This is a genomic window from Marinomonas sp. G8-14 (genome assembly GCF_055808935.1).
In genome coordinates this window covers 2,865,555-2,888,575 of sequence record NZ_CM147891.1, presented here as the reverse complement: position 1 = coordinate 2,888,575, position 23,021 = coordinate 2,865,555, and the positions used below count along the sequence as shown (strand labels likewise).

27 protein-coding genes and 1 other RNA gene are annotated in these 23,021 nt (G+C 44.0%); 11 read left to right on the top strand and 17 right to left on the bottom strand.

Features of this window, described 5'->3' with window-relative positions; translation table 11 throughout:
* Window positions 1-7 precede the first annotated feature (7 nt).
* From AC0L6V_RS14855 to smpB, 12 genes are all read right to left on the bottom strand, one after another.
* Window positions 8-277 (bottom strand): K+/H+ antiporter subunit F, encoded by a 270-nt coding sequence (locus AC0L6V_RS14855; protein ID WP_111606806.1) that lies wholly within the window; start codon window positions 275-277, stop codon window positions 8-10.
* Entirely contained in the window at window positions 271-756 is a 486-nt protein-coding gene (locus AC0L6V_RS14850; RefSeq protein WP_265217957.1) for a Na+/H+ antiporter subunit E, read from the bottom strand. The genes AC0L6V_RS14855 and AC0L6V_RS14850 overlap by 7 nt, the downstream gene beginning before the upstream one ends.
* The gene (locus AC0L6V_RS14845) at window positions 753-2,264 is read right to left on the bottom strand and encodes a monovalent cation/H+ antiporter subunit D (RefSeq protein ID WP_265217956.1); all 1,512 of its coding nucleotides are present in this window, start codon (window positions 2,262-2,264) and stop codon (window positions 753-755) included. The genes AC0L6V_RS14850 and AC0L6V_RS14845 overlap by 4 nt, the downstream gene beginning before the upstream one ends.
* Entirely contained in the window at window positions 2,265-2,630 is a 366-nt protein-coding gene (locus AC0L6V_RS14840) for a Na+/H+ antiporter subunit C (protein ID WP_265217955.1), read from the bottom strand. It lies immediately after the preceding gene.
* Complete coding sequence (locus tag AC0L6V_RS14835; RefSeq protein ID WP_265217954.1) at window positions 2,630-5,428, bottom strand: monovalent cation/H+ antiporter subunit A; 2,799 nt, start codon at window positions 5,426-5,428, stop codon at window positions 2,630-2,632. The genes AC0L6V_RS14840 and AC0L6V_RS14835 overlap by 1 nt, the downstream gene beginning before the upstream one ends.
* Before the next feature lie 283 nt (window positions 5,429-5,711).
* The gene (locus tag AC0L6V_RS14830) at window positions 5,712-6,803 is read right to left on the bottom strand and encodes a methyl-accepting chemotaxis protein (protein ID WP_265217953.1); all 1,092 of its coding nucleotides are present in this window, start codon (window positions 6,801-6,803) and stop codon (window positions 5,712-5,714) included.
* 213 nt (window positions 6,804-7,016) lie between these two features.
* A complete protein-coding gene (locus AC0L6V_RS14825; RefSeq protein ID WP_265217952.1) occupies window positions 7,017-7,625 on the bottom strand; it encodes a Yip1 family protein in 609 nt (202 codons plus the stop codon).
* Between the two features lie 264 nt (window positions 7,626-7,889).
* Entirely contained in the window at window positions 7,890-8,537 is a 648-nt protein-coding gene (locus AC0L6V_RS14820; protein ID WP_265217951.1) for a hypothetical protein, read from the bottom strand.
* 710 nt (window positions 8,538-9,247) lie between these two features.
* Entirely contained in the window at window positions 9,248-9,754 is a 507-nt protein-coding gene (locus AC0L6V_RS14815; protein WP_265217950.1) for a PBECR2 nuclease fold domain-containing protein, read from the bottom strand.
* A 479-nt stretch (window positions 9,755-10,233) separates the two neighbouring features.
* On the bottom strand, window positions 10,234-10,950 hold the full coding sequence (locus tag AC0L6V_RS14810) for a hypothetical protein (RefSeq protein ID WP_265217949.1): 717 nt from the start codon (window positions 10,948-10,950) through the stop codon (window positions 10,234-10,236).
* 441 nt (window positions 10,951-11,391) lie between these two features.
* Window positions 11,392-11,752: a transfer-messenger RNA gene (gene ssrA, locus AC0L6V_RS14805) on the bottom strand.
* A gap of 113 nt (window positions 11,753-11,865) precedes the next feature.
* A complete protein-coding gene (smpB, locus tag AC0L6V_RS14800) occupies window positions 11,866-12,345 on the bottom strand; it encodes an SsrA-binding protein SmpB (protein ID WP_111607185.1) in 480 nt (159 codons plus the stop codon).
* Between the two features lie 181 nt (window positions 12,346-12,526).
* Between smpB and AC0L6V_RS14795 the strand changes: the two genes are divergently transcribed.
* From AC0L6V_RS14795 to AC0L6V_RS14775, 5 genes are read left to right on the top strand one after another with little or no spacing between them, the layout of a single operon-like run.
* Entirely contained in the window at window positions 12,527-13,438 is a 912-nt protein-coding gene (locus AC0L6V_RS14795; protein ID WP_418138385.1) for a sodium-dependent transporter, read from the top strand.
* Window positions 13,413-13,886 (top strand): SLC5/6 family protein, encoded by a 474-nt coding sequence (locus AC0L6V_RS14790; protein WP_418139094.1) that lies wholly within the window; start codon window positions 13,413-13,415, stop codon window positions 13,884-13,886. The genes AC0L6V_RS14795 and AC0L6V_RS14790 overlap by 26 nt, the downstream gene beginning before the upstream one ends.
* Window position 13,887: 1 nt before the next feature.
* The gene (locus tag AC0L6V_RS14785; protein WP_265217947.1) at window positions 13,888-14,139 is read left to right on the top strand and encodes a type II toxin-antitoxin system RatA family toxin; all 252 of its coding nucleotides are present in this window, start codon (window positions 13,888-13,890) and stop codon (window positions 14,137-14,139) included.
* Complete coding sequence (locus tag AC0L6V_RS14780) at window positions 14,030-14,320, top strand: type II toxin-antitoxin system RatA family toxin (protein ID WP_265217946.1); 291 nt, start codon at window positions 14,030-14,032, stop codon at window positions 14,318-14,320. Before AC0L6V_RS14785 ends, AC0L6V_RS14780 begins: the two co-directional genes overlap by 110 nt.
* Window position 14,321: 1 nt before the next feature.
* Window positions 14,322-14,600: an RnfH family protein gene (locus AC0L6V_RS14775; RefSeq protein WP_265217945.1), complete on the top strand. Its 279-nt coding sequence runs from the start codon at window positions 14,322-14,324 to the stop codon at window positions 14,598-14,600.
* A gap of 3 nt (window positions 14,601-14,603) precedes the next feature.
* On the opposite strand, the gene AC0L6V_RS14770 is transcribed toward AC0L6V_RS14775, so the two are convergent.
* Window positions 14,604-14,921 carry an outer membrane protein assembly factor BamE gene (locus tag AC0L6V_RS14770; RefSeq protein ID WP_265217944.1) on the bottom strand — a complete coding sequence of 106 codons (318 nt, stop codon included), beginning with the start codon at window positions 14,919-14,921 and terminating at the stop codon, window positions 14,604-14,606.
* 69 nt (window positions 14,922-14,990) lie between these two features.
* On the opposite strand from AC0L6V_RS14770, the gene fur reads away from it, so the two are divergent.
* On the top strand, window positions 14,991-15,401 hold the full coding sequence (fur, locus tag AC0L6V_RS14765) for a ferric iron uptake transcriptional regulator (RefSeq protein ID WP_111607180.1): 411 nt from the start codon (window positions 14,991-14,993) through the stop codon (window positions 15,399-15,401).
* 72 nt (window positions 15,402-15,473) lie between these two features.
* Here fur and AC0L6V_RS14760 read toward each other — a convergent pair whose 3' ends face one another.
* Genes AC0L6V_RS14760 through AC0L6V_RS14750 form a run of 3 tightly spaced genes read right to left on the bottom strand, consistent with a single transcriptional unit; the run spans window position 15,474 to window position 17,144 of the window.
* Complete coding sequence (locus AC0L6V_RS14760) at window positions 15,474-16,577, bottom strand: DNA repair protein RecN (protein WP_321160276.1); 1,104 nt, start codon at window positions 16,575-16,577, stop codon at window positions 15,474-15,476.
* A gap of 31 nt (window positions 16,578-16,608) precedes the next feature.
* Entirely contained in the window at window positions 16,609-16,869 is a 261-nt protein-coding gene (locus AC0L6V_RS14755; protein ID WP_418138384.1) for a hypothetical protein, read from the bottom strand.
* A 20-nt stretch (window positions 16,870-16,889) separates the two neighbouring features.
* Window positions 16,890-17,144, bottom strand: a complete 255-nt coding sequence (locus AC0L6V_RS14750) for an AAA family ATPase (RefSeq protein ID WP_321160274.1) — start codon at window positions 17,142-17,144, stop codon at window positions 16,890-16,892.
* Window positions 17,145-17,329: 185 nt separating this feature from the next.
* Between AC0L6V_RS14750 and grpE the strand changes: the two genes are divergently transcribed.
* From grpE to dnaJ, 3 genes are all read left to right on the top strand, one after another.
* Entirely contained in the window at window positions 17,330-17,908 is a 579-nt protein-coding gene (gene grpE / locus AC0L6V_RS14745; RefSeq protein ID WP_265217943.1) for a nucleotide exchange factor GrpE, read from the top strand.
* A 101-nt stretch (window positions 17,909-18,009) separates the two neighbouring features.
* Window positions 18,010-19,923, top strand: coding sequence for a molecular chaperone DnaK (gene dnaK, locus AC0L6V_RS14740; RefSeq protein WP_265217942.1), 1,914 nt, complete (start codon window positions 18,010-18,012; stop codon window positions 19,921-19,923).
* Between the two features lie 162 nt (window positions 19,924-20,085).
* A complete protein-coding gene (gene dnaJ, locus AC0L6V_RS14735; RefSeq protein WP_409418719.1) occupies window positions 20,086-21,210 on the top strand; it encodes a molecular chaperone DnaJ in 1,125 nt (374 codons plus the stop codon).
* 39 nt (window positions 21,211-21,249) lie between these two features.
* Here the strand turns inward: dnaJ and AC0L6V_RS14730 are convergent, their stop codons facing one another.
* Complete coding sequence (locus AC0L6V_RS14730; protein ID WP_409418718.1) at window positions 21,250-21,861, bottom strand: uridine kinase family protein; 612 nt, start codon at window positions 21,859-21,861, stop codon at window positions 21,250-21,252.
* 127 nt (window positions 21,862-21,988) lie between these two features.
* Between AC0L6V_RS14730 and AC0L6V_RS14725 the strand changes: the two genes are divergently transcribed.
* Window positions 21,989-22,546 carry a uridine kinase gene (locus tag AC0L6V_RS14725; RefSeq protein WP_265217940.1) on the top strand — a complete coding sequence of 186 codons (558 nt, stop codon included), beginning with the start codon at window positions 21,989-21,991 and terminating at the stop codon, window positions 22,544-22,546.
* A gap of 9 nt (window positions 22,547-22,555) precedes the next feature.
* Window positions 22,556-22,885 (top strand): DUF3392 domain-containing protein, encoded by a 330-nt coding sequence (locus AC0L6V_RS14720; RefSeq protein WP_265217939.1) that lies wholly within the window; start codon window positions 22,556-22,558, stop codon window positions 22,883-22,885.
* The last annotated feature ends 136 nt before the right edge of the window (window positions 22,886-23,021 follow it).

Below are 23,021 nucleotides of genomic sequence, written 5' to 3'. Positions count from 1 at the left end.
CTTGTCCTTATTCTATGATGTCGCCGCGAAGTAAGTATTTACAAAGTGCAGCGGTACTGACGAATCCAAGCATGGCGATTAATACCGCTGCCTCAAAGTAAAGCGCACTTTTCACGTGTATTCCGTATAACAGAATCAGAGCAATGGCATTGATGTACATGGTGTCCAATGCCAAAATGCGATCTGATGCTGTTGGCCCTTGTAATAAGCGCCATAAATTCAGAATCAAAGCGATGCAAATACAAATGGCCACAATAATGATGGTATAACTTAACATCCGAAAATCTCCTTGATTGGCCTTTCATAACGTTGCTTAACGGATTCAATCAGCTCTGCTTCATTTTCTAAATGAAGGGCATGAACATAAAGCCACGCTCTGTCTTTCGATACTTCTGCGCTGACAGTACCTGGCGTGAGTGAAACAGTGCTCGCTAAAATGGTAATGCCTAGATCAGAGTCGACCTCGATTGGGATGGCGACAAAGCCAGGTTTTAACTTTTTGACTGGTCCAATAATCAGCAAAGCGACTTCTACGTTGGCGGTCAAAATGTCCTTCATGACCATCAGCACATAACGAATAGCCAACCAAGGCTTAAGAATCTTAGGGTGTTCATCCCGCATTCCTGTAACAAGCCAAGGTATTGTAATGGCAAAGAAGGTAGCCAGTACTATGTGACCGGCACTGATGGAATTATTCAATAACAACCAGACCACAAAAAGTAATAGGCTATGAAATGGCATTGGGAATAATTTCATGGCGTGACTCCTGGTAGTAATCCATAGGCAGAAGACTGAATGTCATGCAGATAATGCGCTGCTTGTAGTGTAAACTCGCTCACTGCGCCGCCAAACAATACTAAAACCGGAGCAGCCAGTAATAAAAGAGCAATACTGGCAATTTCCATCGGTTTAGCTGGTTCTGCTTCGGCTAATACCGTGCCATTGTGGCGCCAGAACAGCGTGGTACCAGCTCTGGAGAAAGTGACTAACGCAGCTAAACTGCCCAGCAAAATCAACGGCCATACCCACATGGTTTGTGCTGTCGACTGAGTCGCTTGCAGTATCATAATTTTTCCTACAAAACCGGATAGAGGTGGCATACCTACCAAGGCTAAGGCGAGAATAGCGAAAGCAAAACCAAGCAATCTCGGCTGCACAAATGGACGAGAACGGACGAATCGGTCTTCCGCTTTACCACGCTGACGAGCCATAATGTCAGCGAGTAAAAACAGTCCAGCTGACGCCAATGTGCTGTGCACCATATAATACAATGCAGCAGACGTGGCGGCTTCGGAGTTGATTGCTGCACAAGCGAGTAAACTACCGCTGGAAACGATAACCAAATTCGCACTGAGCGTTTTAATACCTGGGCTGGCTAGCACACCAATGCTGCCAATCGTGATGGTTAACAACGCGAGAGGCCATAGCCAAGGCGTGGCAATATTTGCGAGTTCTCCAGCGTGTTCGCCAAAAATAACAGTATAAACACGGAAAATACTGTAAACCCCAACCTTGGTCATAATAGCGAAAAGTGCAGCGACTGGCGCACTCGCACTGGCGTAGGTTTTAGGCAGCCAAAAATGCATGGGCAGCATGGCGGCTTTTAAACCAAACACCACTAACAGTAACAAGGCGCCTGTTTTTGCCAATGTTGCGGTTTCCCCTTGTAGCTGACCAACCTTAATGGCCATGTCTGCCATATTGAGCGTGCCAAGCGTGCCATACAAAATACCAAGTCCGAATAGAAATAAACTGGAACCAACAAGGTTGAGAATCACATAGTGTAAAGCGGCTTGGGTCTTTTGCTTACCGCCAGCATGAATTAATAGAGCGTAAGAGGCGATTAATAGGACTTCAAAAAAGACGAATAAGTTAAAAATATCGCCGGTTAAAAAAGCACCGTTAATGCCCATGACTTGGAACATAAACAAGGGGTGAAAATAAGCGCCCCCCTTATCTTGTCCTGCAACCGCATACAGCATGACAGCAAACGCTAAGAATGCTGTTAGCAATACCAGTAATCCAGACACTTTATCGGCCACTAGAGCAATACCAAAAGGCGCCTGCCAGCCACCTAAAGCATAGAGCTGTACGCCTTGGTTATTAATTTGATAAAGCAAAAAGGCGCAAGAAATCAGTAAAAACAAGGTTCCAATGATGGAGGTGACACGTTGCGCATGAATGTCACGAGAAATGGGTGGCAGCAACATAATAGTGCCAAACAACAAAGGGATCAGAATGGGAAAAATGCTTAAATGTTGCATTTATTGGTTCCCTCCGGATTTTTGCGTCGTACTATTTGGTTGCTCAGGGATAGTACCGTCAACATGGTCATTGCCTAAATCGGCTCTGGCGCGCATGGCTAAAATTACCACAAAAGCGGTCATGGCAAAGCCGATAACAATCGCCGTTAGCACCAGAGCTTGTGGAAGAGGGTCACTGTATTGTTCTGATTGCCCAAGTACAGCCGCGGCATTCAGTTTTAATCTACCGCTGGCGAATAAAAATAAATTCACCGCATAAGATAACAGGGTTAAACCAATAACCACGGAAAAAGTACGGCCTCTTAAGGCCAGAAAAATGCCGCAAGCGGTTAATAAACCAACGCAAAATGCGTACATACCTTCCATTAATCATGCTCCTTTTGAATAGGACGCTCACTGGTGGTTAATTGACCAAGATTTGCAAGAATCAACATAGTCGCCCCCACCACAGTAAGGAAAACACCAAGATCAAATATCATGGCACTGGCTAGCTCAAATTTGCCAATCACTGGCAAGTAGAAATAATCGAACCAGGATGACAAGAAAGTGTGCCCAAAGATCCAGCTCCCCAAGCCGCTTAGCGTGGCGATACCAATCCCCGAACCAATCATGATTTGATAATCTAGTTTAATGCGAGTCTTGATCCATTCGACACCGTGGGCGATGTATTGTTGGATAATGGCAACAGACGTGATCAGGCCTGCAATGAAACCGCCGCCAGGCATATTGTGTCCACGTAAGAAAATATAGGCGGATACTAATAATGCTAAAGGCAATAAACTTTGAGAAATCACGGTTAACAAAATGGGATGCCTATCTTCTGACCACGGCAAACCATTATCGTCTGTGGCGGGCATGAATAAACGCATTTTGGCAATGAGCTTATAAATACCGAGTGCTGCAATCCCTAAAACGGTAATTTCTCCAAGCGTGTCGAAACCACGGAAATCCACCAATATCACGTTGACCACGTTGGTACCACCACCACCGGTTTTACTGTTTTCTGTAAAAAAGGTCGAAATGGTATCGAGAGGACGTGTCATCAACGCATAACTGATAGTACCAATCACGCCACCAATTAAAGAGGCCAGACTTAAATCACGCACGACACGACGCGGAGAAGACTCTTTCGGGGTCTTTTGGGGCAAGAAGAACAGTGCCAAAATCAATAGAATCACCGTCACGACTTCAACAGATAACTGCGTCAGAGCCAAATCCGGCGCAGAGAACTGAGCAAACGCCAGAGACACGATCAAACCTACAACGGATAGTGTCAGCAAGGCCACGACCCGTCTTCTGTGCCAGATCACCGTTGCCAAAGCAGAAATACACAACAATACCGCGCAGGTGATAGACAACGCATCTACTGGGATTTCAGGACGCTGCCCTGCCGTAGCATTAAGCTTCATTAATGAAGACGCCGTCATGATCACCGCAAACCCTAAAGTAAAGAACACATAGCGCTGCAAAGAACCGTTTTCAGTCATAGTAATGACACGCTGCGCTTTAACCACCAATGACTGAACAATGCCTTCAAAGACTAGCTTAGGATCACTGGTTGGAAACTGCGCTTGAAACTTAAATAAGTGTGAACGGTTGTAGTACATGAAAAGACCGCCAATCAAGGCAATCACGCTCATCAATAGGGGGAAGTTAAAGCCATGCCAAATCGCCAAGCTATAGGTTGGCGCTGGGCCATTCAGCGTGGCATTAGCCGCGGCAAATAACAGATCGCCCACCACTAAACTTGGAAAAATACCCACAACTAAGCATAGGGCCACCAAAATCTCGACCGGCACACGCATGTAGCGTGGTGGTTCATGGGGCGTTTTAGGTAAGTTGATTGGTTCACCATTAAAGAACACGTCATGAATAAAGCGAGTGGAATACGCCACCGCAAACACACCGCCTAATGTTGCCAGCACTGGAATGAACCAAGATAAAGAACCTAGGGACGCTTGGTGTAGAGTCTCGGTGAAGAACATCTCTTTAGACAAGAAACCGTTCATCAATGGCACACCAGCCATAGAGGCTGACGCGACCATCGCCAATGTCGCCGTATAAGGCATGTATTTCCACAGACCGTTTAACTGACGCATATCGCGAGAGCCAGATTCATGGTCAATGATACCTGCCGCCATAAATAAGGATGCCTTGAAAATAGCGTGGTTAATGATATGGAAAATAGCGGCCACAGCGGCGAGGTCTGTTCCCATGCCCAACAGCAAGGTGATTAACCCTAAATGACTGATGGTCGAGTTCGCCAAAAGACCTTTCAAATCATGTTGGAACAATGCGATATAGGCGCCAACTAAGAAGGTAATTAAGCCTGTCAGGCTGACGATTAGGAACCATAAATTGGTGTCCGCCAACGCAGGGTAAAAACGCGCCATTAAGAAAATACCGGCTTTTACCATGGTCGCCGAATGCAAATAAGCACTCACTGGTGTTGGCGCTGCCATGGCATTTGGCAGCCAGAAGTGAAACGGGAATTGAGCGGACTTTGTAAATGCGCCAAGCAATACCAGTACCACAATAACCGGATAATTCGTACTGGCCTTGATTAACTCACCGCTGTCTAAAACGTCCTGTAGGCTAAAGCTGCCAACCGTATTACCAAGAATCAACAAACCTGCTAAGAGTGCCAAACCGCCCGCACCCGTGACAGTGAGCGCCATTCTTGCCCCTTTTCTGGCTTCCGCTTTATGCCCCCAGAAGCTGATGAGCAAAAAGGAGCTGATACTGGTTAATTCCCAGAAAAACCAAAGTTGAATCAAATTATCTGACAGCACCACGCCGAGCATGGCAAACATAAATAAGATCAGGTACGCATAAAATTTGCCGATGGAGTCCTTCGCTGATAAGTAATAACGGGCATACAATATGACCAAAAGACCAATGCCTAAAATCAAAATCGCAAACAGCAGGGCCAGACCATCTAAGCGAAAAGCGAGTTCCAATCCAATTGCAGGAATCCATGGCACGACCGCTTGAAAACGCTCACTCTGAAAAATCTCTCCAGCATGCGATAGCACTAAGAACAAAGTTAAAGCAGGCAACGCTGCCGTCATAAAGGCACAAGCGGTGCGACTAAAGCGAGCGGTAATAAGAGGAATTAACGTGCCTAATAAAGGCAAAAACGGCAACCAGATAAGTGAGTTCAAGATGAAAACTCCTTTCTAGCGAATGGAAATCGAATAAAAATGAGCTGTACAAGCATGGTGTTGTCCTAACAATCGGTCTCTACGTATGGTTTTTGGTATGGCCCAGAGAATGGACTTAACAAGCATAGCCTTTTACTAATGTAATCAATAGCCTAAAACTCCTTACAGTAAAAGAAATTATCACGCGTATGTGACAAAAACAGACAAGCATAAGAAAGCAACTGGCGTAAAAAGTTCCGCGAGTTGCTTGGTTATAGAGTGGATCAAGACTATATAGTCGTTTTTACCGCGCGTGAGTCACTTCTGCCATCAATGTTTCAATATTGACTACAACCTCTAAACTCGCTACTTCCATTCTATCGAGCATTTGCAACATGTCCTTTGTATTACCCGCAGCGGCCGCTTTTAATGCCGCACGACCAGACTCATGTACGGCCTGATGTGGTTTTTCAATGGCTTTGAAGCTTTTTGAATGTTGATAATGTTTATGTCCATAGCCTTTATAGTACCAATTTCCAAGTCGGCATTCTGTGTGCATGTTTACTTCTTCGGTAAATTTCTTCTTATCAATTCGATTGTAGACATCATTTTTCCAAACTGCATGATCCAGTTTCACGGTATTTAAAAAAGAGTGCGTGGCCGCGGTTTTAATCACCTGTTGCATGTGATCAGAGCGCTCTATAACATTTTCTACAACCGCATCAATCTGAGACGATGAGGTCGCCACTTCCATGGCACTTTGCTGATTTTGTTCCACCATGGTTTTAATTTGTTCGGTTTGACTAATCACTTGGCGAACCAAACTCTCAACCTGTTCACTGGCAGAGTGCGTCTTGCTGGCAAGATTGCGGACTTCATCGGCCACCACGGCAAAACCACGCCCTGCGGAGCCAGCGCGAGCCGCTTCTATTGCGGCATTTAACGCAAGTAAATTGGTTTGATCAGATATTTCTTGAATACTGGATACTAATTGGCTAATGCCTTTGGCGGTTGTATCGAGCACCTGAGTGGCCTCCATACTGGCGCTGGCTTGCTGATTGATTAAAGAGGCTCGCTCACTGAGTCGTACCAATGCGCTTCTTGTCTGATCAAACATACTGTCGAGTTGTTTGATTTCTTGGCGTTCATGAATCAGGCTTTCTGCACTCTCTGCCAAACCAAAGCGAATTGAATTCAGCATGTCACCACCACGAAGTTGGTAACGAATTAGCTCTTGTCCACTGTCATGCTGGCCGACTTGTTCAGAGGCTTTTTTGCGCAGACTGACAAGCTGGTCTTCCATGGCCGATATATGTTCTTTATGTACTCTTTTTTCGTGTTCAAGTTGTTGTTCTAAAGTGTGAATTCGTTGTTTTAAGGTGGAAGAAAAGAACATCTATCCTACTCCGTCGGCATTAGACTGTTTTGTTAATGTATTTGGGGCAGTATATAGAAAGAGTCAAACGGTTGGCATGGGGCGGATCAAGAGAAGCGTAAGTATCTGTAGAAAAATGTAATCCACTGACACGTAATTATTTTAGGTAAAGAAAACCCGCCTCTGATGGCGGGTTTAAATGGATAAGGGCTTACACTGTCTGACTCAATTAGGTTAGAAGAATTTCCACACAATGCTGTGTTCTGAGCCAAGGCTCCACAACAACACAACGGCAGCGAGCAAAGCCTCGAGCACCAAAACCCCTATGCCCAACGTCGTACTAGAAAGAATAAAGCCTTGTTTATGACTAATGCCTAAAAAGCTTGGCGTACCACGGTATAAAAGATAGCCGGTATACGCGACCCCAATCACACAGGCTAATAAACACAACCAAATGATAGGATAAATGGCAAATATCCCACTTAAAAACATCGGTGTTGCAATGTACCCCGCAAACACAATGCATTCTTGACGAGGTGGACGGCTAGAATGATTACGCGCCATCCAATGGATTAAGCTACCAACCATGGCGACCGCCACTAAAATAAGCGCATAAAACAATACGCCCAGACCAAGACCGTCCATCAAAGACACTTTAATGGCTTCATCACCACCAAACGTCCAGCCAAATTGAGTGGTACCTATAAAGGTACTGACGACCGGAATGGCCGCCATCCAAAGTACATGATGAAAATACATATGGCTGACGGATTCATGTTCCTCATTAATCGCGCGCCATTCTTTATCTGGATGATGAATAAGACCCCAAACATGATTGATCATGGATTCCCCCTTGCCTCACAGAGTGAGCATAATGGATTTGGAAAAACTCCTGATACAGCCACGCCCAAACAAAGTGGCTTATACAGAGTATAGATCTATACGCAAAAATAAGCGTAAAAGGTGATAACGTTTTTTTATAAACAAGGTATTAGTAATGCGATTTAGATGTAAGCAGACGTAGTACAACGCTACTAGGTTTGAGTAAAACAAGGCGGAATAGAGCAGGGCTGAACACCATGTCAGCCCTGAAAAGCGCCGCGAGGCTTATTCGCAGCTGTAGTCTTCCTGCATTTCTACGGCATAAGGCGTGTCGACAGGATTGTTAAAATTGGCGCGAGCAATGGCATCTTTGGCTAAAAATTCAAACATTTTCCATTTTGAACAGCTGGCATGAACCACGGTATTGGTGGAATCCAACAGCAACTTATTTTGTCTATCGGTGAGCGTGTAATGAAAGCTATAAACATTGGTTTGGCTTTCTACTGTTTTGTAGCCACTGACAATTGGTTCCATAAAATTGCGATAACGAGTGAAACACGTGCGCGTGTCAGACCCTGGTTCTTTATGGCAGATGGTGTAAGGCAGATTGTGTTCATTGTTAAACACTGGCACTTGCGTCGATTCTACCTTCGCCTCAGAGGTAAAGTTTACCACTAGTTTATAATCCGGATCGCTGGGGGACTCGGATACATTGGTAAAACCGCGCTCCTTGAAAGCCGCAACAATATCGGGAAGGTAGCGTTCATTCGTCAGCGCATCGCCATTTGGGTCGGGGAGTACCGCAATCGTTGCAGAGCTATCAATGTTAATGTTTGAACTCACATTGCTCACATTGTGGCCTGACAGCTTAACACTGGACGAGCAACCAGATAACAGCGCTGAAAACAGCACAAACACAGCAAACCATTTCATAAGAGTATTCCCCACTGCTTATCGAAAAAATTATCCGATCAATATGAAAGCATAGATAACACGCAAAGCCGAGGTGTGTCCGTCTCTTTTCATACGTTTTTCAAAAAACTTACTATTGCGTCGCAATTGAATAAATGTCGCCATTTAATAGCTGAGTGGCAGGGCGCTGGCTTAGCGTTTCATCAGAGAATGACGGCTGTACAAGAGCGAGCCAAATATCCCACGATATTGAAAAAACTGTTGAAGTTGTCGCTAAGCGACTTTTGTCGGCCTTGTGGGTTGTGCCTTTAGGTCGACAAATCTTGCCTAACACATCACATCTTTAATTTTTGTAGATACTCTGTGGTGTCTACACTCTTTGACTTATGCTTTTCTGATAAATCAACCACTTAAGTGGTAGAAATGAGGGGGCGAACCCTGTATAAAACACTTGTGAAATAAATAAAGCATTGATTTATAATATATTTTTTAGTAGTTCGGTGTGTCTGTTGTGTGTCTTTTATGATGTTCTTTAGTTCACGTATAAACTAAGAATTGGTTTACTTTAGTTTATGTATAAACTAGTATTTGTAGTGAAAGCGAGAAGCAAGTTGGCCTTACTGCCTATAACTTGTGGAAGGACCCCATAGATAAGTAAGTGTCTGTGTCAGGGTGGGACCTTTCTCCATTGCCCATGGATAATTAGGGCGCATATTTTAAAGGGTAACAGTTCATTCTGTTACCCTTTTTCTTTGGTAAATTATTTCTCCCGACCTGTGTTTATTGAGACGTTTCGCGTCTATCTGCATGAAGTTCCATAGTGTATGTGTCTCGTGTTGAGCGACAACAACAAGCATTTGATATCGGCTTGTGTAGGTTCCAATAAACTGTAGTTTGACTGTGTCGTTATCATATTGAGAGCGCCATACCTCAAAAGGGTCACTGATTGTTGCTAAGGCATAATGAATATAGCGTTCTCGTGCATCCATTCGTTTTTCGACTATATGGCCTAAATGCTTAGCCTCTATATCAATTAGTCCTATAGGTGTTTCAAGTTGCTTTATATCGCTCTCATGCAGCAACCCAAATTCACGCATTAAGATATTTATAGCCTCATCAAGGCTTTCTGCCTCTTCTATTACTTCGGGGCTGTGTAGCCTATGCTCGGGTGGCAGACTTCGTAAATCTTCTAGCCCTATCTCGTTCCATTGAGGTTGGTCTGTTGTTCTTTTCGCCATTCGTTCAGGACTCGTTTTTTGCTGCAAGTGGATTCAATCTTGTAGCTTCTTCTAAAAAATCGGGCGCTAGGCGTGCGCAGCACATGGTCTTTTTTATGTCACTATGGCCGAGTACCCTTTGTAAGGTCAAGATGTTGCCGCCGTTCATCATGAAATGACTTGCGAATGTGTGTCGACCCTTTTGAAAAAAAGCGTGGGCTGCTTGGCCTTTTGTTAGTTCATTAGCAGTTTTCTTTTCCGACGTTTGCCGTCGCGTAAAAAATGGCCGTGTTTGCGTCCAATAGCTTAGCCAATTTAGACAGGCTGTGCATGTCCTTATGTTTTTCGAACTACGGCTTTACATCCGCTTGGGTTTCAAGCTGGGCGATAGTGTAACGCTGGGGCCGCTCACACTCGGCCTTAGTGGGAAAGACTCGCTTATGCTCGCGACTGCCACGACCATTCACACGAAAGCGGACTTCTTAGCCATTAGTTATTTTTTAATTGACATTTCTTAATGTCCTAATTATTGCGGGAGATGTCTCTGTTATATTAACTATATGGCGTGATAGGTTATCCTCCTCTTTTAATATTTCACAAGAATAGATTACCTCTCTAATTATTTTATCTTTGTCGGTATAGCTGATTTTCAATTCTATTTTATTACTTTTTCTACTTAATAAAGTGGCGTTAAATTTTTCACTTTTATGTATTTCTATAGCAGGGAGATCAATTGAAAATTTATGAATTTGATCTTTTTTTAATATAGGTAATTCATATTTGTTGTTGTTTACTGTAAATTTTAATCTGGTTGCTTCTTCTCCAATGTTTTGAATGTCTAAGTGTAATAATTCTTTTTCATTGACAGGTGTTGATGAAAAGGTGTCATTGGTGTAGTTTTCGCCTGAATAGTTAAATCTTACAGACCTAAAGTTAAAATCTGGTTGTATGGATAATTGTTGAGATATTCGTTCCTGTATAAGCCAATTTTTTGTAAATTCAGAATTTTTATGTTCTTTTATATATCCAATTATCAACATTAGAAATGCAAGTGGGGAAAAAATCCCGCCTAAAAATCCTCCAACATCCTTAATTTCGATGCTTTTAAGGTCTTCTAGGCTTATATCAAAATATTTATGAATTATAAAAAAATAAACAGCAAAAAGTGCTCCCGATAAAGTGAAATTATCAGTTATGAAGGTAATTATTTTTTTCATTTTTCCTTCCTCTCCTAAATCATCGTATTGCCAGACTACACAACGCGGCCAACTATTTTAAGTTTGCTCAAGTCCTGAGTTGGCATGTCATGTCTCAGTCGTTCTTGTTGTCTGAGGTGATAGCAACCAAGCCGTCTAGCTGTTTTTGCACTCGTTTTACAAATAAGTCTCCATCCTAGGGGATGAGGTACACCGCTGTTACTCTTTGCTAATTGAAAAGTGTAAAGGTTTTCTCTAGAGGAGTCGCTATTTTCGTTAAGTGATAAGGAGGGGATGGTTCGCTGAATGGGGTGATTTTGGTAGAAAGAGGTGGGAGTGGTAAATTTAAGGCAATAAAAAACCACCCGAAGGTGGTTTTTTATATGACTCACAAACAGTGTGTCGTTTGTGTGTCGACTTCATCTTAAAAAGTGCAAACCCTTTTAAAATCAAGCCTTTAATTGGTGGAGGCGGGGGGGTCGAACCCCCGTCCGTCAGTCCTCTGCCATCGGCTCTACATGCATAGTCACTTCTATTATTTGACCACGAACCGCCCGAAGGACAGGGTGTTAATGGCGAGCCTACTTAATCTTATAACCTTATCCCTAGGCGGGGCATCAGTTAGCATCTTGTAATTTATGATACTGCAGAATCTCTGGCTACAAGCAACCTGAGGGCAGCACACTAGCAGCGGTTTAGGCTGCTAAAGCGTAGTTTTCGTCGTTTGCGACTATTAAATTGATACGGGGGATTAACGAGATCACGTATCACTCTCGACATGCACCTTTGGGTTTGTAACCGACGTCGAAACCATGTCGCCCCCAAAAAGTAACGTTAGTTTAACGCAAACTATTGGCTTACGCTAGAGATAACGCTGAAATGCTTAGTTTGTTCCTATTCACTACACGGTTAAATAACCTTTATGAATGGGTCAGACTAGGCACTGTGTTTCATTAATCGTTCTTTGTCTCTTGACCAATCACGATCACGTTCAGTATCACGTTTGTCGTGTTCTTTTTTACCTGTTACCAAAGCGATTTCGCATTTGATTTTGTTGGCTTTCCAGTACAGTGCCATGGCCGCACAGGTTTTGCCTTTTTGCTCGGTGACTTGGATGATCCTATCAAGCTCTTTGCGGTTCAACAGTAATTTACGTTGGCGCAAAGGTTCACAAACAACATGCGTTGAGGCACTAAGCAGTGGCGTAATACGCGCACCGACAAGCCACGCTTCGTTTTGGTGGATGATGACGAAGGAGTCTACTAATTGGGCTTTGCCTTCGCGCAGGCTTTTTACTTCCCAACCAGATAAAACCAAACCGGCTTCGAACTTCTGGTCGACAAAGTAGTCGTATTTTGCACGTTTGTTAAGCGCGATGGTGCCCGTGCTGCTGGATTTTTTCTTTACTTTACTCATAGTTGGAAATTATACGGTCGATAGAGGCAAAAACCTATGCTTTTCTTGAGGTATGCGCCTGAATGTTGGAAAATTCGTACCTGTTAACTAAATTTGTCTGGTTAGGTGTCACGTACGTTGCTTATGTTCGTATTTTGTTCCTATCCTTAAAACACATCTTGTGTATTTAGAGCCTAAATTTATGCCTGAAAGTCGATGTTTACAAGGTATCTGGTCAAGTCCATGGATATTTATTTTTGCGGCCAGCGGATCTGCTGTGGGATTAGGCAACATTTGGAAGTTTCCCTATGTGCTTGGTGAAAACGGTGGCGGCGCTTTTTTGGTAGTGTATTGCCTGTGTCTACTGCTGGTGGGTTTGCCGGTACTGATCGCAGAAGTGGCGCTTGGCCGAACAGTGCGTTCAAATCCTATTGATACGGTAAATGATTTAAGTGAACGCCGCATTGTGCACCCTGCTTGGGTGTTGGTGCCTTGGTTAGCGGGGATCACAGGTTTTTTGATTTTGACGTTTTATAGTGTGATTGCTGGCTGGTCTATTGCTTATTTGGACCGAGCTATCACGGGGGGATTTGATAATATTACTCAGGTGGGCGCGTCTAGCATGTTCAATGAACTGTTAGCGACGCCCAGTGAAATGTTATTGTGGCATTCGGTCTTTATGGTATTGGTGGTATTGACCGTTGGCCAATCGGTGACGCGCGGTTTGTCCGCTGTAGTACGCATTTTATTGCCCGTGTTGGTGGTAACACTGTTATTACTGGCGTGTTATTCGATGATGATCGGCAATATGAGCGAGGCATTGAACTTTATGTTCCGCTGGTCTTGGCAGAATATTACCTTTGATGTGGTATTGGCCGCTGTCGGTTTGGCGTTGTTTAGTTTAAGTGTTGGCATGGGAGCCATGTTTGCTTATGGCGCCTATATGAGTAAACGTATGTCCATTGCTCGAGCCTGTAGCATTGTGGTGGGCGTGGATTTGTTGGTGGCTCTTTTAGCTGGGCTGGTGATTTTTCCGTTGGTTTTCTCGTTTGATATTGATGTTCAGGCGGGCCTCAAGTTTGACGTTTGTGTCTTTGCCGATCATTTTTGGTAATTTGTTAGGCGGGCAGTTTTTTGCAGGGGTGTTCTTTTTATTGCTTGTGGTGGCGGCGTTAACCTCGGCGATTTCCATGTTGGAACTGTTTGTCGCTTGGTTGCATGAAAAATTTTACATTGCCCGTTTAAAAGCGGCGTTATTAATGGGCATGGCGGTTTGGTTTGTGGGCATTGCCGTGTTGTTGTCTCTTAATCATTGGGACAGCAAGCTGATGTTTGGACTAAATCTGTTTGAATTATTGGATAAATTTACATCCCTGATTCTTTTGCCTGTTGGGGCGATTTTGTTGTCCGTTTTGGTGGCGTGGTTTATTCCTCGTCCTATGCTGCAAAATGAGATGATTACAAAGCAAGCAAATCACTTTCAATGGTGGTATAAGACATTGAAATACATAAGTATTCCAGCAATGATAGTGATTACTCTTGCTGGCTGGATAGGAGTGTAATTTGAGCCATATAGAGCGATTCGCGCATGTGAATTACAGTTGTGAGCAAATGTTTGCACTGGTGAATGATATCGATGGTTATCCTGAGTTTTTACCGGGTTGCTTGGGACTCTACTCTCATTTCAAAAACGCCAACAGAAATCGTGGCTTCTTTGGAAGTGGGAAAAGGGCCGGTAAGACAATCTTTCACAACCAAGAACTTTTTGGAAAATTACAGTCGAATAGAGATGACTTTGGTGAAAGGGCCATTTAAACGTTTGCATGGGGTATGGACGTTCACAGAGTTGTCTCCGACAAGCTGTAAAATTATGCTGAGTATTAATTTTGAACTGAGCGGCATGCTGAAATTTGCCTTTGGTGGGGTGTTTAGTCAAATTGCCAACACCATGGTGGATTCTTTTAGCAAGCGGGCCAAAGTGGTGTACGGTGAATAAGATGAGAGTGGAAGTAGCGTATGCTCTACCTGAAAAGCAGAAAATTATCACTTTAGAGGTTGAAGAAGGTTGCACAGTGCGCGATGCGGTTCGTCGTTCTAATATCCAAGTTTTTTTTCCGGATGTGGATGTAGAAACGGTGAAGGTGGGGATTTTTGGTAAAGCGGTAAGAAACGCAGAAGAGCAAGTGTTAAAAGAAGGCGAGCGAGTTGAGCTGTATCGTGAGCTGAAGGTTGACCCAAAACAAGCTAGGGCCAACCGTGCAGCAAAAAACAACTAAGGATTAGTTGTTTTTGATTTGTGTTAAGACGCCATCGCTAAAAATTAGCACCAGGTCGTCTGCATCACTTTGTTTGGTGTCTGGCGTTGCGTATAGTGTTGTGTATAGGTAATGCCATTCGTTTGGTTTAAAGGTGTCTCTTAGCATTGGGTTGCCCAATAGATAAGTGACCTGAGATTCAGACATGCCAATTTGTAACTGTGATAGCTGTTCCTTGGTGACAAGGTTTCCTTGTGTTACTGGAACCTTGTAAGGTGGTGGAAATAAACTGCATGCGCCGAGTGAAAGCGCTGCGCATAATATTAAAACTGATTTTTTCATTTGTATTATCCTTACTCTGGTGTGCTAATGATAAAGTAATTATCAACAAGATCGAATAGAGAATGACTCATGACTAGCGAAAATCAAGAGCTAAAGAAAGCGGGACTCAAGGTAACTCTACCACGAGTGAAAATTTTACAAATTCTTGAAGGTGCGGGCGACCGTCATATGAGTGCTGATGATGTGTATCGCACTTTACTAGATCAAGGTGAAGACGTAGGTTTAGCGACGGTTTATCGAGTGCTAACCCAGTTTGAAACTGCAGGATTAGTACAACGCCATCACTTTGAGGCTGGTACGGCTGTGTTTGAGTTGGCGAAAGGCGATCATCATGATCATATGATTTGTCTAGACAGCGGCAAGGTGATTGAATTTGTTGATCCTATTATCGAAAAGCGTCAACGCGAAATTGCAGAAGAGCATGGTTTTGATATTGAGGACCATAGCTTGATTATTTACGTGCGTCCAAAGAAAAAATAATCGTTCATATGACCTTTGGGTGATACATAGAAGGGCTTAAACGACGAGTTTAGGCCCTTTTTATTGAGTGGGTTATTGCAATTGGACATTGCCAAGCATTTCACGGGCGTGAGCGAGTGTTTGCTCAGTGAGTTCGAGTCCGCCTAACAAGCGAGCGATCTCTTGAGTGCGGTGCTGATCTTTGAGTAACTCGACTTGAGAAGAGGTTGCTTCGTCTTCAACCAGTTTGCTGACTCGTAGATGCTGATTGCCTTGTGCGGCCACTTGCGCCAAGTGAGTCACACAAAAGACTTGGCCACGTTTGCCAACAGAGCGCAGCATACGACCTACCACCTCGGCGATGCCGCCGCTGATGCCAACGTCTACCTCATCAAAAACCAAGGTCGGAATAATCGATGTGTGTGCGGTCACTACTTGAATTCCCAAGCTGATACGTGACAGCTCACCACCCGAAGCGACTTTTCGTAACGGCTGTGCTGGTTGGCCAGGGTTAGAGGCAATCATGTATTCAATGTCCTCAAAACCATTGGCTGATACTTGATTAAGGGGTTGGCACTGAATAAAAAAGCGTGCGTGGGGCATGCCAAGCCCGTGTATCTGTTCTTCGACTTTTTGTGCTAGCTCGTCTTTGGCAATAATGCGCTTCTCTGTCAATGTTGTCGCAAGTGCGGTGAGCTTTTCATAGGCTTGCTCTTCTTTTTCTTTTAATGACTCTAAGCTTTCTTCGCTGCTTTGTAAGCTGTCTAGTTCTGCTTCGACACTTTCTCGTAAGGCCAACAAGCCCTCAGGTAAGGTTCTGTGTTTGCGAGCCGTATCGTAAATATCCGATAAACGCTGCTCTACATTTACAAGACGCTCAGGGTTTTGTTCTAAGGTGTCTTGGTAATGATGCAAACTGTCTGCCGCTTCTTGTGCTTGTATCAAAGCCACATTCATCATTTCCAGTGCGTTTTCCAGTTCTTTGGTGGCTGGGCGGATTTGGCTGGCACTGTTAATAGCTTGATGTAATAAAGAGCAAACATTGCCTTCGTCACTGTCGATTAAAATGCCGCTGGCTTGGTACGCTTTGTATTGAGAGTCGGCAATGTTCGACAAAAAGGCCTGCTCGTTTTCTAATTCTTCGATTTCGCCTTCTTTTAAATCAAGCTGTTGTAGTTCTTGAGCCTGATAAGACAAAAGCTGGATTTTAGCATCTTGCTCTGCGGATCTATTTTGTTGTGCAGAGAGCCTCTTCTTTCAGCTGTCGCCATATTGAATACTGTTGGCTGACTTGTTTGCTTAACTCGGTAAGGCGACCATATTCATCAAGCTGTTGTCTTTGGGCGTTCTTTTTCAGAAGAGACTGGTGCTCATGTTGACCATGGATATCGACCAGTTGACTGCCGACTTCTTTTAAGTCGTTCAATGTGCAAGGGCGACCGTTTATGTACGCTTTAGAGCGACCTTCTTTGCTGATCACACGACGCAAAATACAATGTTGGTCGTGTTCTAGGTCTCTTTCTTCCAGCCATTTTTGTACATGCGGGTACTGTTGTATGTCAAAGCTGGCGCTAATATCCGCTTTTTTTCACCATGTCGAACGACAGCCGCATCGGTACGATCGCCGAGGCAAAGCGATAAAGCATCCACCATGATGGATTTACCGGCACCGGTTTCACCTGAAATCACAGTCATGCCTTTTTTGAATTCCAGTTCTAAAGATTCAACGATGGCGAAGTTGGAAATAGCGATGCTGGTCAGCATAGAGTGCTCCAAAGAAAAATATATTTATATGGTTATTTATACAGTACTTGGTTGTTTTTTGACAAGTGCTGTTCGTAAATTTAATTCCCATAAAATTAATGCGGCTTTGACTGTTGAAAGCGAAAAAGCTGTCCCCATATAAGTGGCACAGACAAAGAATTGTTTCTGTTATTTGGAGTTGAAGAATGAGTGAGCAGCAAAAAGATCCTAATCTAGAAGCGGAGCAAGATTTGAAAAGCGAAACACAGAACGACACAGTAGAAGAGATTTTAGAGCCTGAAGTAGAGACTTTAGAAGAAGTTACTGAAAATGATGAGCTTGCAAAAGCGCTAGAAGAAGTCGCTCAGTATAAAGAAGCGGCACTTCGTGCCCATGCTGACGCGCAAAACGTACGTCGTCGTGCTGAACAAGATGTCGAAAAAGCGCACAAGTTTGGTTTAGAAAAGTTTGCTAAATCGATTGTGAACGTGGCAGACAATCTTGAGCGCGCACTGGCGTCTGCACCAGATACAGGTGAATCTGACCCTGTTCGTGAAGGTGTTGAGCTGACGCTAAAAGATTTGCTTGAAACATTGGCTCGCTTTGAAGTGAAAGTGGTTGATCCACATGGTGAACCCTTTAACCCAGAGTTACACCAAGCCATCACTATGGTGCCAAACCCTGAACTAGAAGCGAATACCGTCATGGACGTTGTTCAGAAGGGTTACACCATTAATGGCCGCTTGTTGCGTCCTGCTATGGTCGTTGTTTCAAGTGCAGCTTAATTTACTGTCATTTTTTTGACACCGGACGCTTGAAATACATTTAAGCGTACCCAAATACAGAATTATCATCGTCATAAACGAATTTATTGGAGATACAAACCATGGGTAGAATCATTGGTATTGACTTAGGTACAACGAACTCTTGTGTTGCTGTGTTGGACGGCGAGAAAGCGCGCGTTATTGAAAACGCGGAAGGCGATCGCACCACACCTTCCATCGTGGCTTTTGCCGAAGATGGTGAAGTGCTTGTCGGTCAATCAGCTAAACGTCAAGCGGTTACCAACCCAACAAATACTTTGTTTGCGGTTAAGCGTTTGATCGGTCGTAAATTTAAAGACGACGTGGTTCAAAAAGACATCTCTATGGTGCCTTACAAAATTATTGCTGCAGATAACGGCGATGCGTGGGTAGAAGTGAAAGGCGACAAGAAAGCGCCACCACAAATCTCTGCTGAAGTTTTGAAGAAAATGAAGAAAACAGCGGAAGACTACTTGGGTGAGAAAGTGACTGAAGCGGTTATCACTGTGCCTGCTTACTTCAATGACTCTCAACGTCAAGCAACCAAAGACGCGGGTAAAATCGCAGGTCTAGAAGTTAAACGTATTATCAACGAGCCAACAGCGGCGGCGTTGGCTTATGGCCTAGACAAGAGCACTGGCGACTCTACTATCGCGGTTTATGACCTTGGTGGTGGTACATTCGATATCTCTATCATCGAGATCGCTGACGTAGATGGCGAGAAGCAATTCGAAGTATTGTCTACAAACGGTGATACTTTCCTAGGTGGTGAAGACTTCGATATGCGTGTTATCGAGTACTTGGCTGCAGAATTTAAAAAATCGTCTGGTATCGATCTTCACAACGATCCACTAGCGCTACAACGTTTGAAAGAAGCGGGTGAGAAAGCGAAAGTTGAGTTGTCTTCTTCTTCTCAAACAGAAGTGAACTTGCCTTACATCACGGCCGATGCGACAGGTCCTAAACACTTGAACGTGAAATTGACGCGTTCTAAGTTGGAGTCTTTGGTTGAAGAGCTTGTGTTGAAATCGCTTGAGCCTTGCCGTCAAGCATTGAAAGACGCTGATCTAACGGCGGCTGATATCAATGAAGTAATCTTGGTTGGTGGTCAAACACGTATGCCATTGGTACAAGCGAAGGTATCTGAATTCTTCGGTAAAGAGCCACGTAAAGACGTGAACCCTGACGAAGCGGTTGCGATCGGTGCCTCTATCCAAGGTGCGGTACTTTCTGGTGACGTGAAAGACGTTCTTCTTCTAGACGTAACACCATTATCTCTAGGTATCGAGACAATGGGTGGTGTGATGACGACGTTGATCGAGAAAAACACGACGATCCCAACGAAGAAATCACAAACTTTCTCTACAGCAGAAGACAACCAAAATGCGGTAACGATTCATGCATTGCAAGGTGAGCGTAAACAAGCGTCGCAGAACAAATCTCTAGGTCGTTTCGACTTGGCTGACATTCCACCTGCTCCACGTGGTGTGCCACAGATCGAAGTAAGCTTCGACATCGATGCGAACGGTATCTTGAGCGTGTCTGCGAAAGACAAAGCGACCGGTAAAGAGCAATCTATCGTGATCAAATCGTCTTCTGGTTTGAGCGATGAAGAAGTTGAAAAAATGGTTCGTGATGCCGAAGCGAATGCAGAAGAAGACCGTAAGTTTGAAGAGCTTGTACAAGTTCGTAACACTGCCGACGGCATGATCCATGCGACGCGTAAAACATTAGCGGATGCCGGTGATAAGGCGTCTGCTGAAGAGAAAGCGGCGATTGAAACGGCGATTACTGAGCTTGAAGAAGCGTTGACATCTAATGACAAAGAGAAGATTGAAGAGAAAACCAATGCGTTGACTCAGGCGTCTGGCACTTTGGCTCAGAAGATGTACGCCGATGCTGAAGCGGGTGCTCAATCTGCAACAGGCGAGCAAGCTAAGTCTCAAGACGATGCTGTTGATGCTGAGTTTGAAGAAGTAAAAGAAGATAAAAAATAAGCGTTAAGCTCTTATTTTGCCCTCGTTAGTGGGGCTGTGTATGGCAGGCACGGTTTTTGACCGTGCTTTGCTATTTGCACAATATGAGTTTGGTGTTTTTTAGATGTAGATTTTTTAATTCAGGCTTTTTAATTCAGGCTTTTAAATTCAGGAATTGCTGCGATGAGCAAAAGAGACTATTACGACGTTCTTGGGGTGGCCAAAGGCGCGGATAAGAAAGATATTAAAAAAGCTTATCGTTCTTTGGCGAATAAGTACCACCCAGACAAGAATCCAGATAACCCAGAAGCACTTGAAAAGTTCAAAGAACTTGCTGAGGCTTACGAAATCTTGTCTTCCGATGACAAGCGTGCAGCCTATGATCGTTTTGGTCACGATGGCGTGAATGGCCAAGCTGGTGGCTATGGCGGTGGCGCAGGCGCGGGCGGTTTTAGTGATATTTTTGGTGATGTATTTGGTGATATTTTTGGTGGCGGTGGTGGACAAAGCCGAACGCGCCGAGGCTCCGATTTACGTTACACTCTTGAGCTGGATCTTGAGCAAGCGGTGTGGGGGTGCGAAGAAAAAATACGCATTCCAACCCTAGTAAATTGTAAAACCTGTGATGGTTCAGGTGCGAAAAAAGGCTCAACGCCTAAGACGTGTGGTACCTGTGGTGGTGCGGGTCAAGTACGTATGTCACAAGGTTTTTTCTCTGTTCAACAAACTTGTCCAGAATGTCATGGTGCCGGTCAGGTTATTTCTGATCCATGTTCAGATTGTCATGGTCAAGGCCGCGTACAAGAATACAAAACATTGAATGTCAAAATTCCAGCCGGTGTCGATACGGGTGACCGTATTCGTTTGTCTGGCGAAGGCGAAGCGGGTACGCATGGCGGTCCTGCAGGTGATTTGTTTGTTCAAGTGTCCGTGAAGCCTCATAGTATTTTTGAACGCGATGGTGCGAATCTTTACTGTGAAGTGCCTATTAGTTTCACAACGGCGGCATTGGGCGGTGAAATTGATGTACCGACACTTGATGGACGCGTACGCTTGAAGGTGACGGCTGAGTGTCAATCAGGAAAACTATTCCGTCTTCGTAATAAGGGCGTGAAACCTGTACGTGGCGGTCCAGTTGGTGATCTAATTTGTAAGGCTGTGGTTGAAACACCAGTAAACCTGACGTCTCGTCAAAAAGAACTGCTTACCGAATTGGCTGAAAGCATGGGTGAGGGCACCAATCACTCGCCTAAGCAAAAAAGCTGGTTTGATGGTGTGAAACGTTTTTTCGACGACATTAAAAAGTAATCACAGCGGCTTTCTTAGTCTCTGTATAGAAAAAGGCGCCTATTTGGCGCCTTTTTCTTTTAGTAAGAAATCAATATGGCTTCGTAATAAGTTGGCCGCATTGGTAAAACTTTTGTTATTGGGGATAATAAAGTCCGCTTTGCTGCGGATCTCTAAGGTTTTTAATGACGCTTGGCGCACATGGCGCATGTATCGACTGGTGACTTCGTTGACGTCGCGGCCACGTTCTGCGATGTCTCGCTTTAGGCGGCGCACAATGGCTATGTCCATGTCTGTGTCGACGTATAGAAGGTAATCAACCGCGTCACGAATACCCGGATCTTGGAACATCATGTGACCTTCCACTAGCACAACATGTGTAGGGTCCAAATTTCGGTAGCCCACTCGCTTGTGCTGAGAATGGTCGTAAACCGGAATTTCATTAGGCTGCTGGCGATTTTTGCAGTTATGAATGGCTAAAGTGAGGCTTTCAAGATCTAACGAACTTAAATCGTCAAAGTTATACACATCTGGGTCAATGCTGCCGCATCCATTGTAGAAACTGTCTTGGCACAAAACGGTGATTTTGTCATCTTGACCTTCTGCTAATAGAGAACAAAGTCGGCTTTTTCCGCTGCCGGATACGCCTGTAATGCCAATAACAAGAGCCATGTATTACCTCAGTAAATAAAGTTTTTGTCCGCCTTGAACTAGAGGCGTTTATACTGTTGTATTATATATCAGGTTACGTGTTTTTTGCCTGTAAAACTAAATTTTCATATCGTAAAGGAAAGAAGGAATGCGAAGAATTTCCTTGTCGTTTTGCGTTGCTAGTGTGCTTGCTTTGTTCTCTGTGGCCAGTGTGTCGGCAAATACGTCAAATGACATGACCTCTCGTGCTTCTAGCATCGCAGAGTTGTTTGGTTTGTCTTTAAATGATTTGAGTTTGGAGCGTTTAGAAAAGCAACTTACTACCATGGGGTTGCGTAGTTATCCCTCTTATAAAGAAGGTGTGGTCAGCTATAGTTTGGGGCCGGAAGGTATTTTCGGTGTGACCAATGCGACTATTTATTCCAATTCGTCTGGTTATGTTAGCCAAGCCTTGTTATCTGGTGTTGTCGAAAGCAATGAAAAGCGCAAAGCATTAGGTGATTTATTGGAAAAAAAATACGGTGCGCCTAGTGGCGGGTATCTAAACAAGGGAATTGGTCGTTCAACTTGGTTGTTCAAAGATGGCACCTTGATTGAACTGCATAACAGTACATTTGATGTGTCTATTCTGTATGTTGATGAGCATCCCCGCGAAGTGACGCGTTCTGGTCAAATTGATGTCGAAGCCTTATCTCGTAAAAAATAGTGGTTGTTTATGTTTATTGTGGATCTTAATTTACGGGTGGCGCATTTTATTCAGCCCCATCTTCAGGATATCTCTCTCGCGTTCGTGGCAACATGTTTGGTGATATATGGGGATAAGGTGAATGCTTACCTTAAGCGGTTGGTTGCCTCTTGGGTATTCATTGCTAGGGTGAGTGCGTTTATTTTGATGTGTACCTTTGGTTATGGACTGTTAACCTTATGGAGCCAGCCATTGGTGTATTGGGGAATTACGCAGGTGGAGTTTGTCTATCGACCTGCTTTGGTGATCGGTTGTTTCTGTGTTTTAGGGATTTTGGCCGAGAGAAAGCGTCATTTGTAAAATAATTCATGAAATTTCCTGTCAGTTTTCGTTGCCAAATTACAACATAACCGAACGGTTTAGGCTGATGTGGCGTTTTATTTTATGATTATGTAGTAAAGTTTCTAGACCTTTCTGGTTATTTCGTTATTTCTAT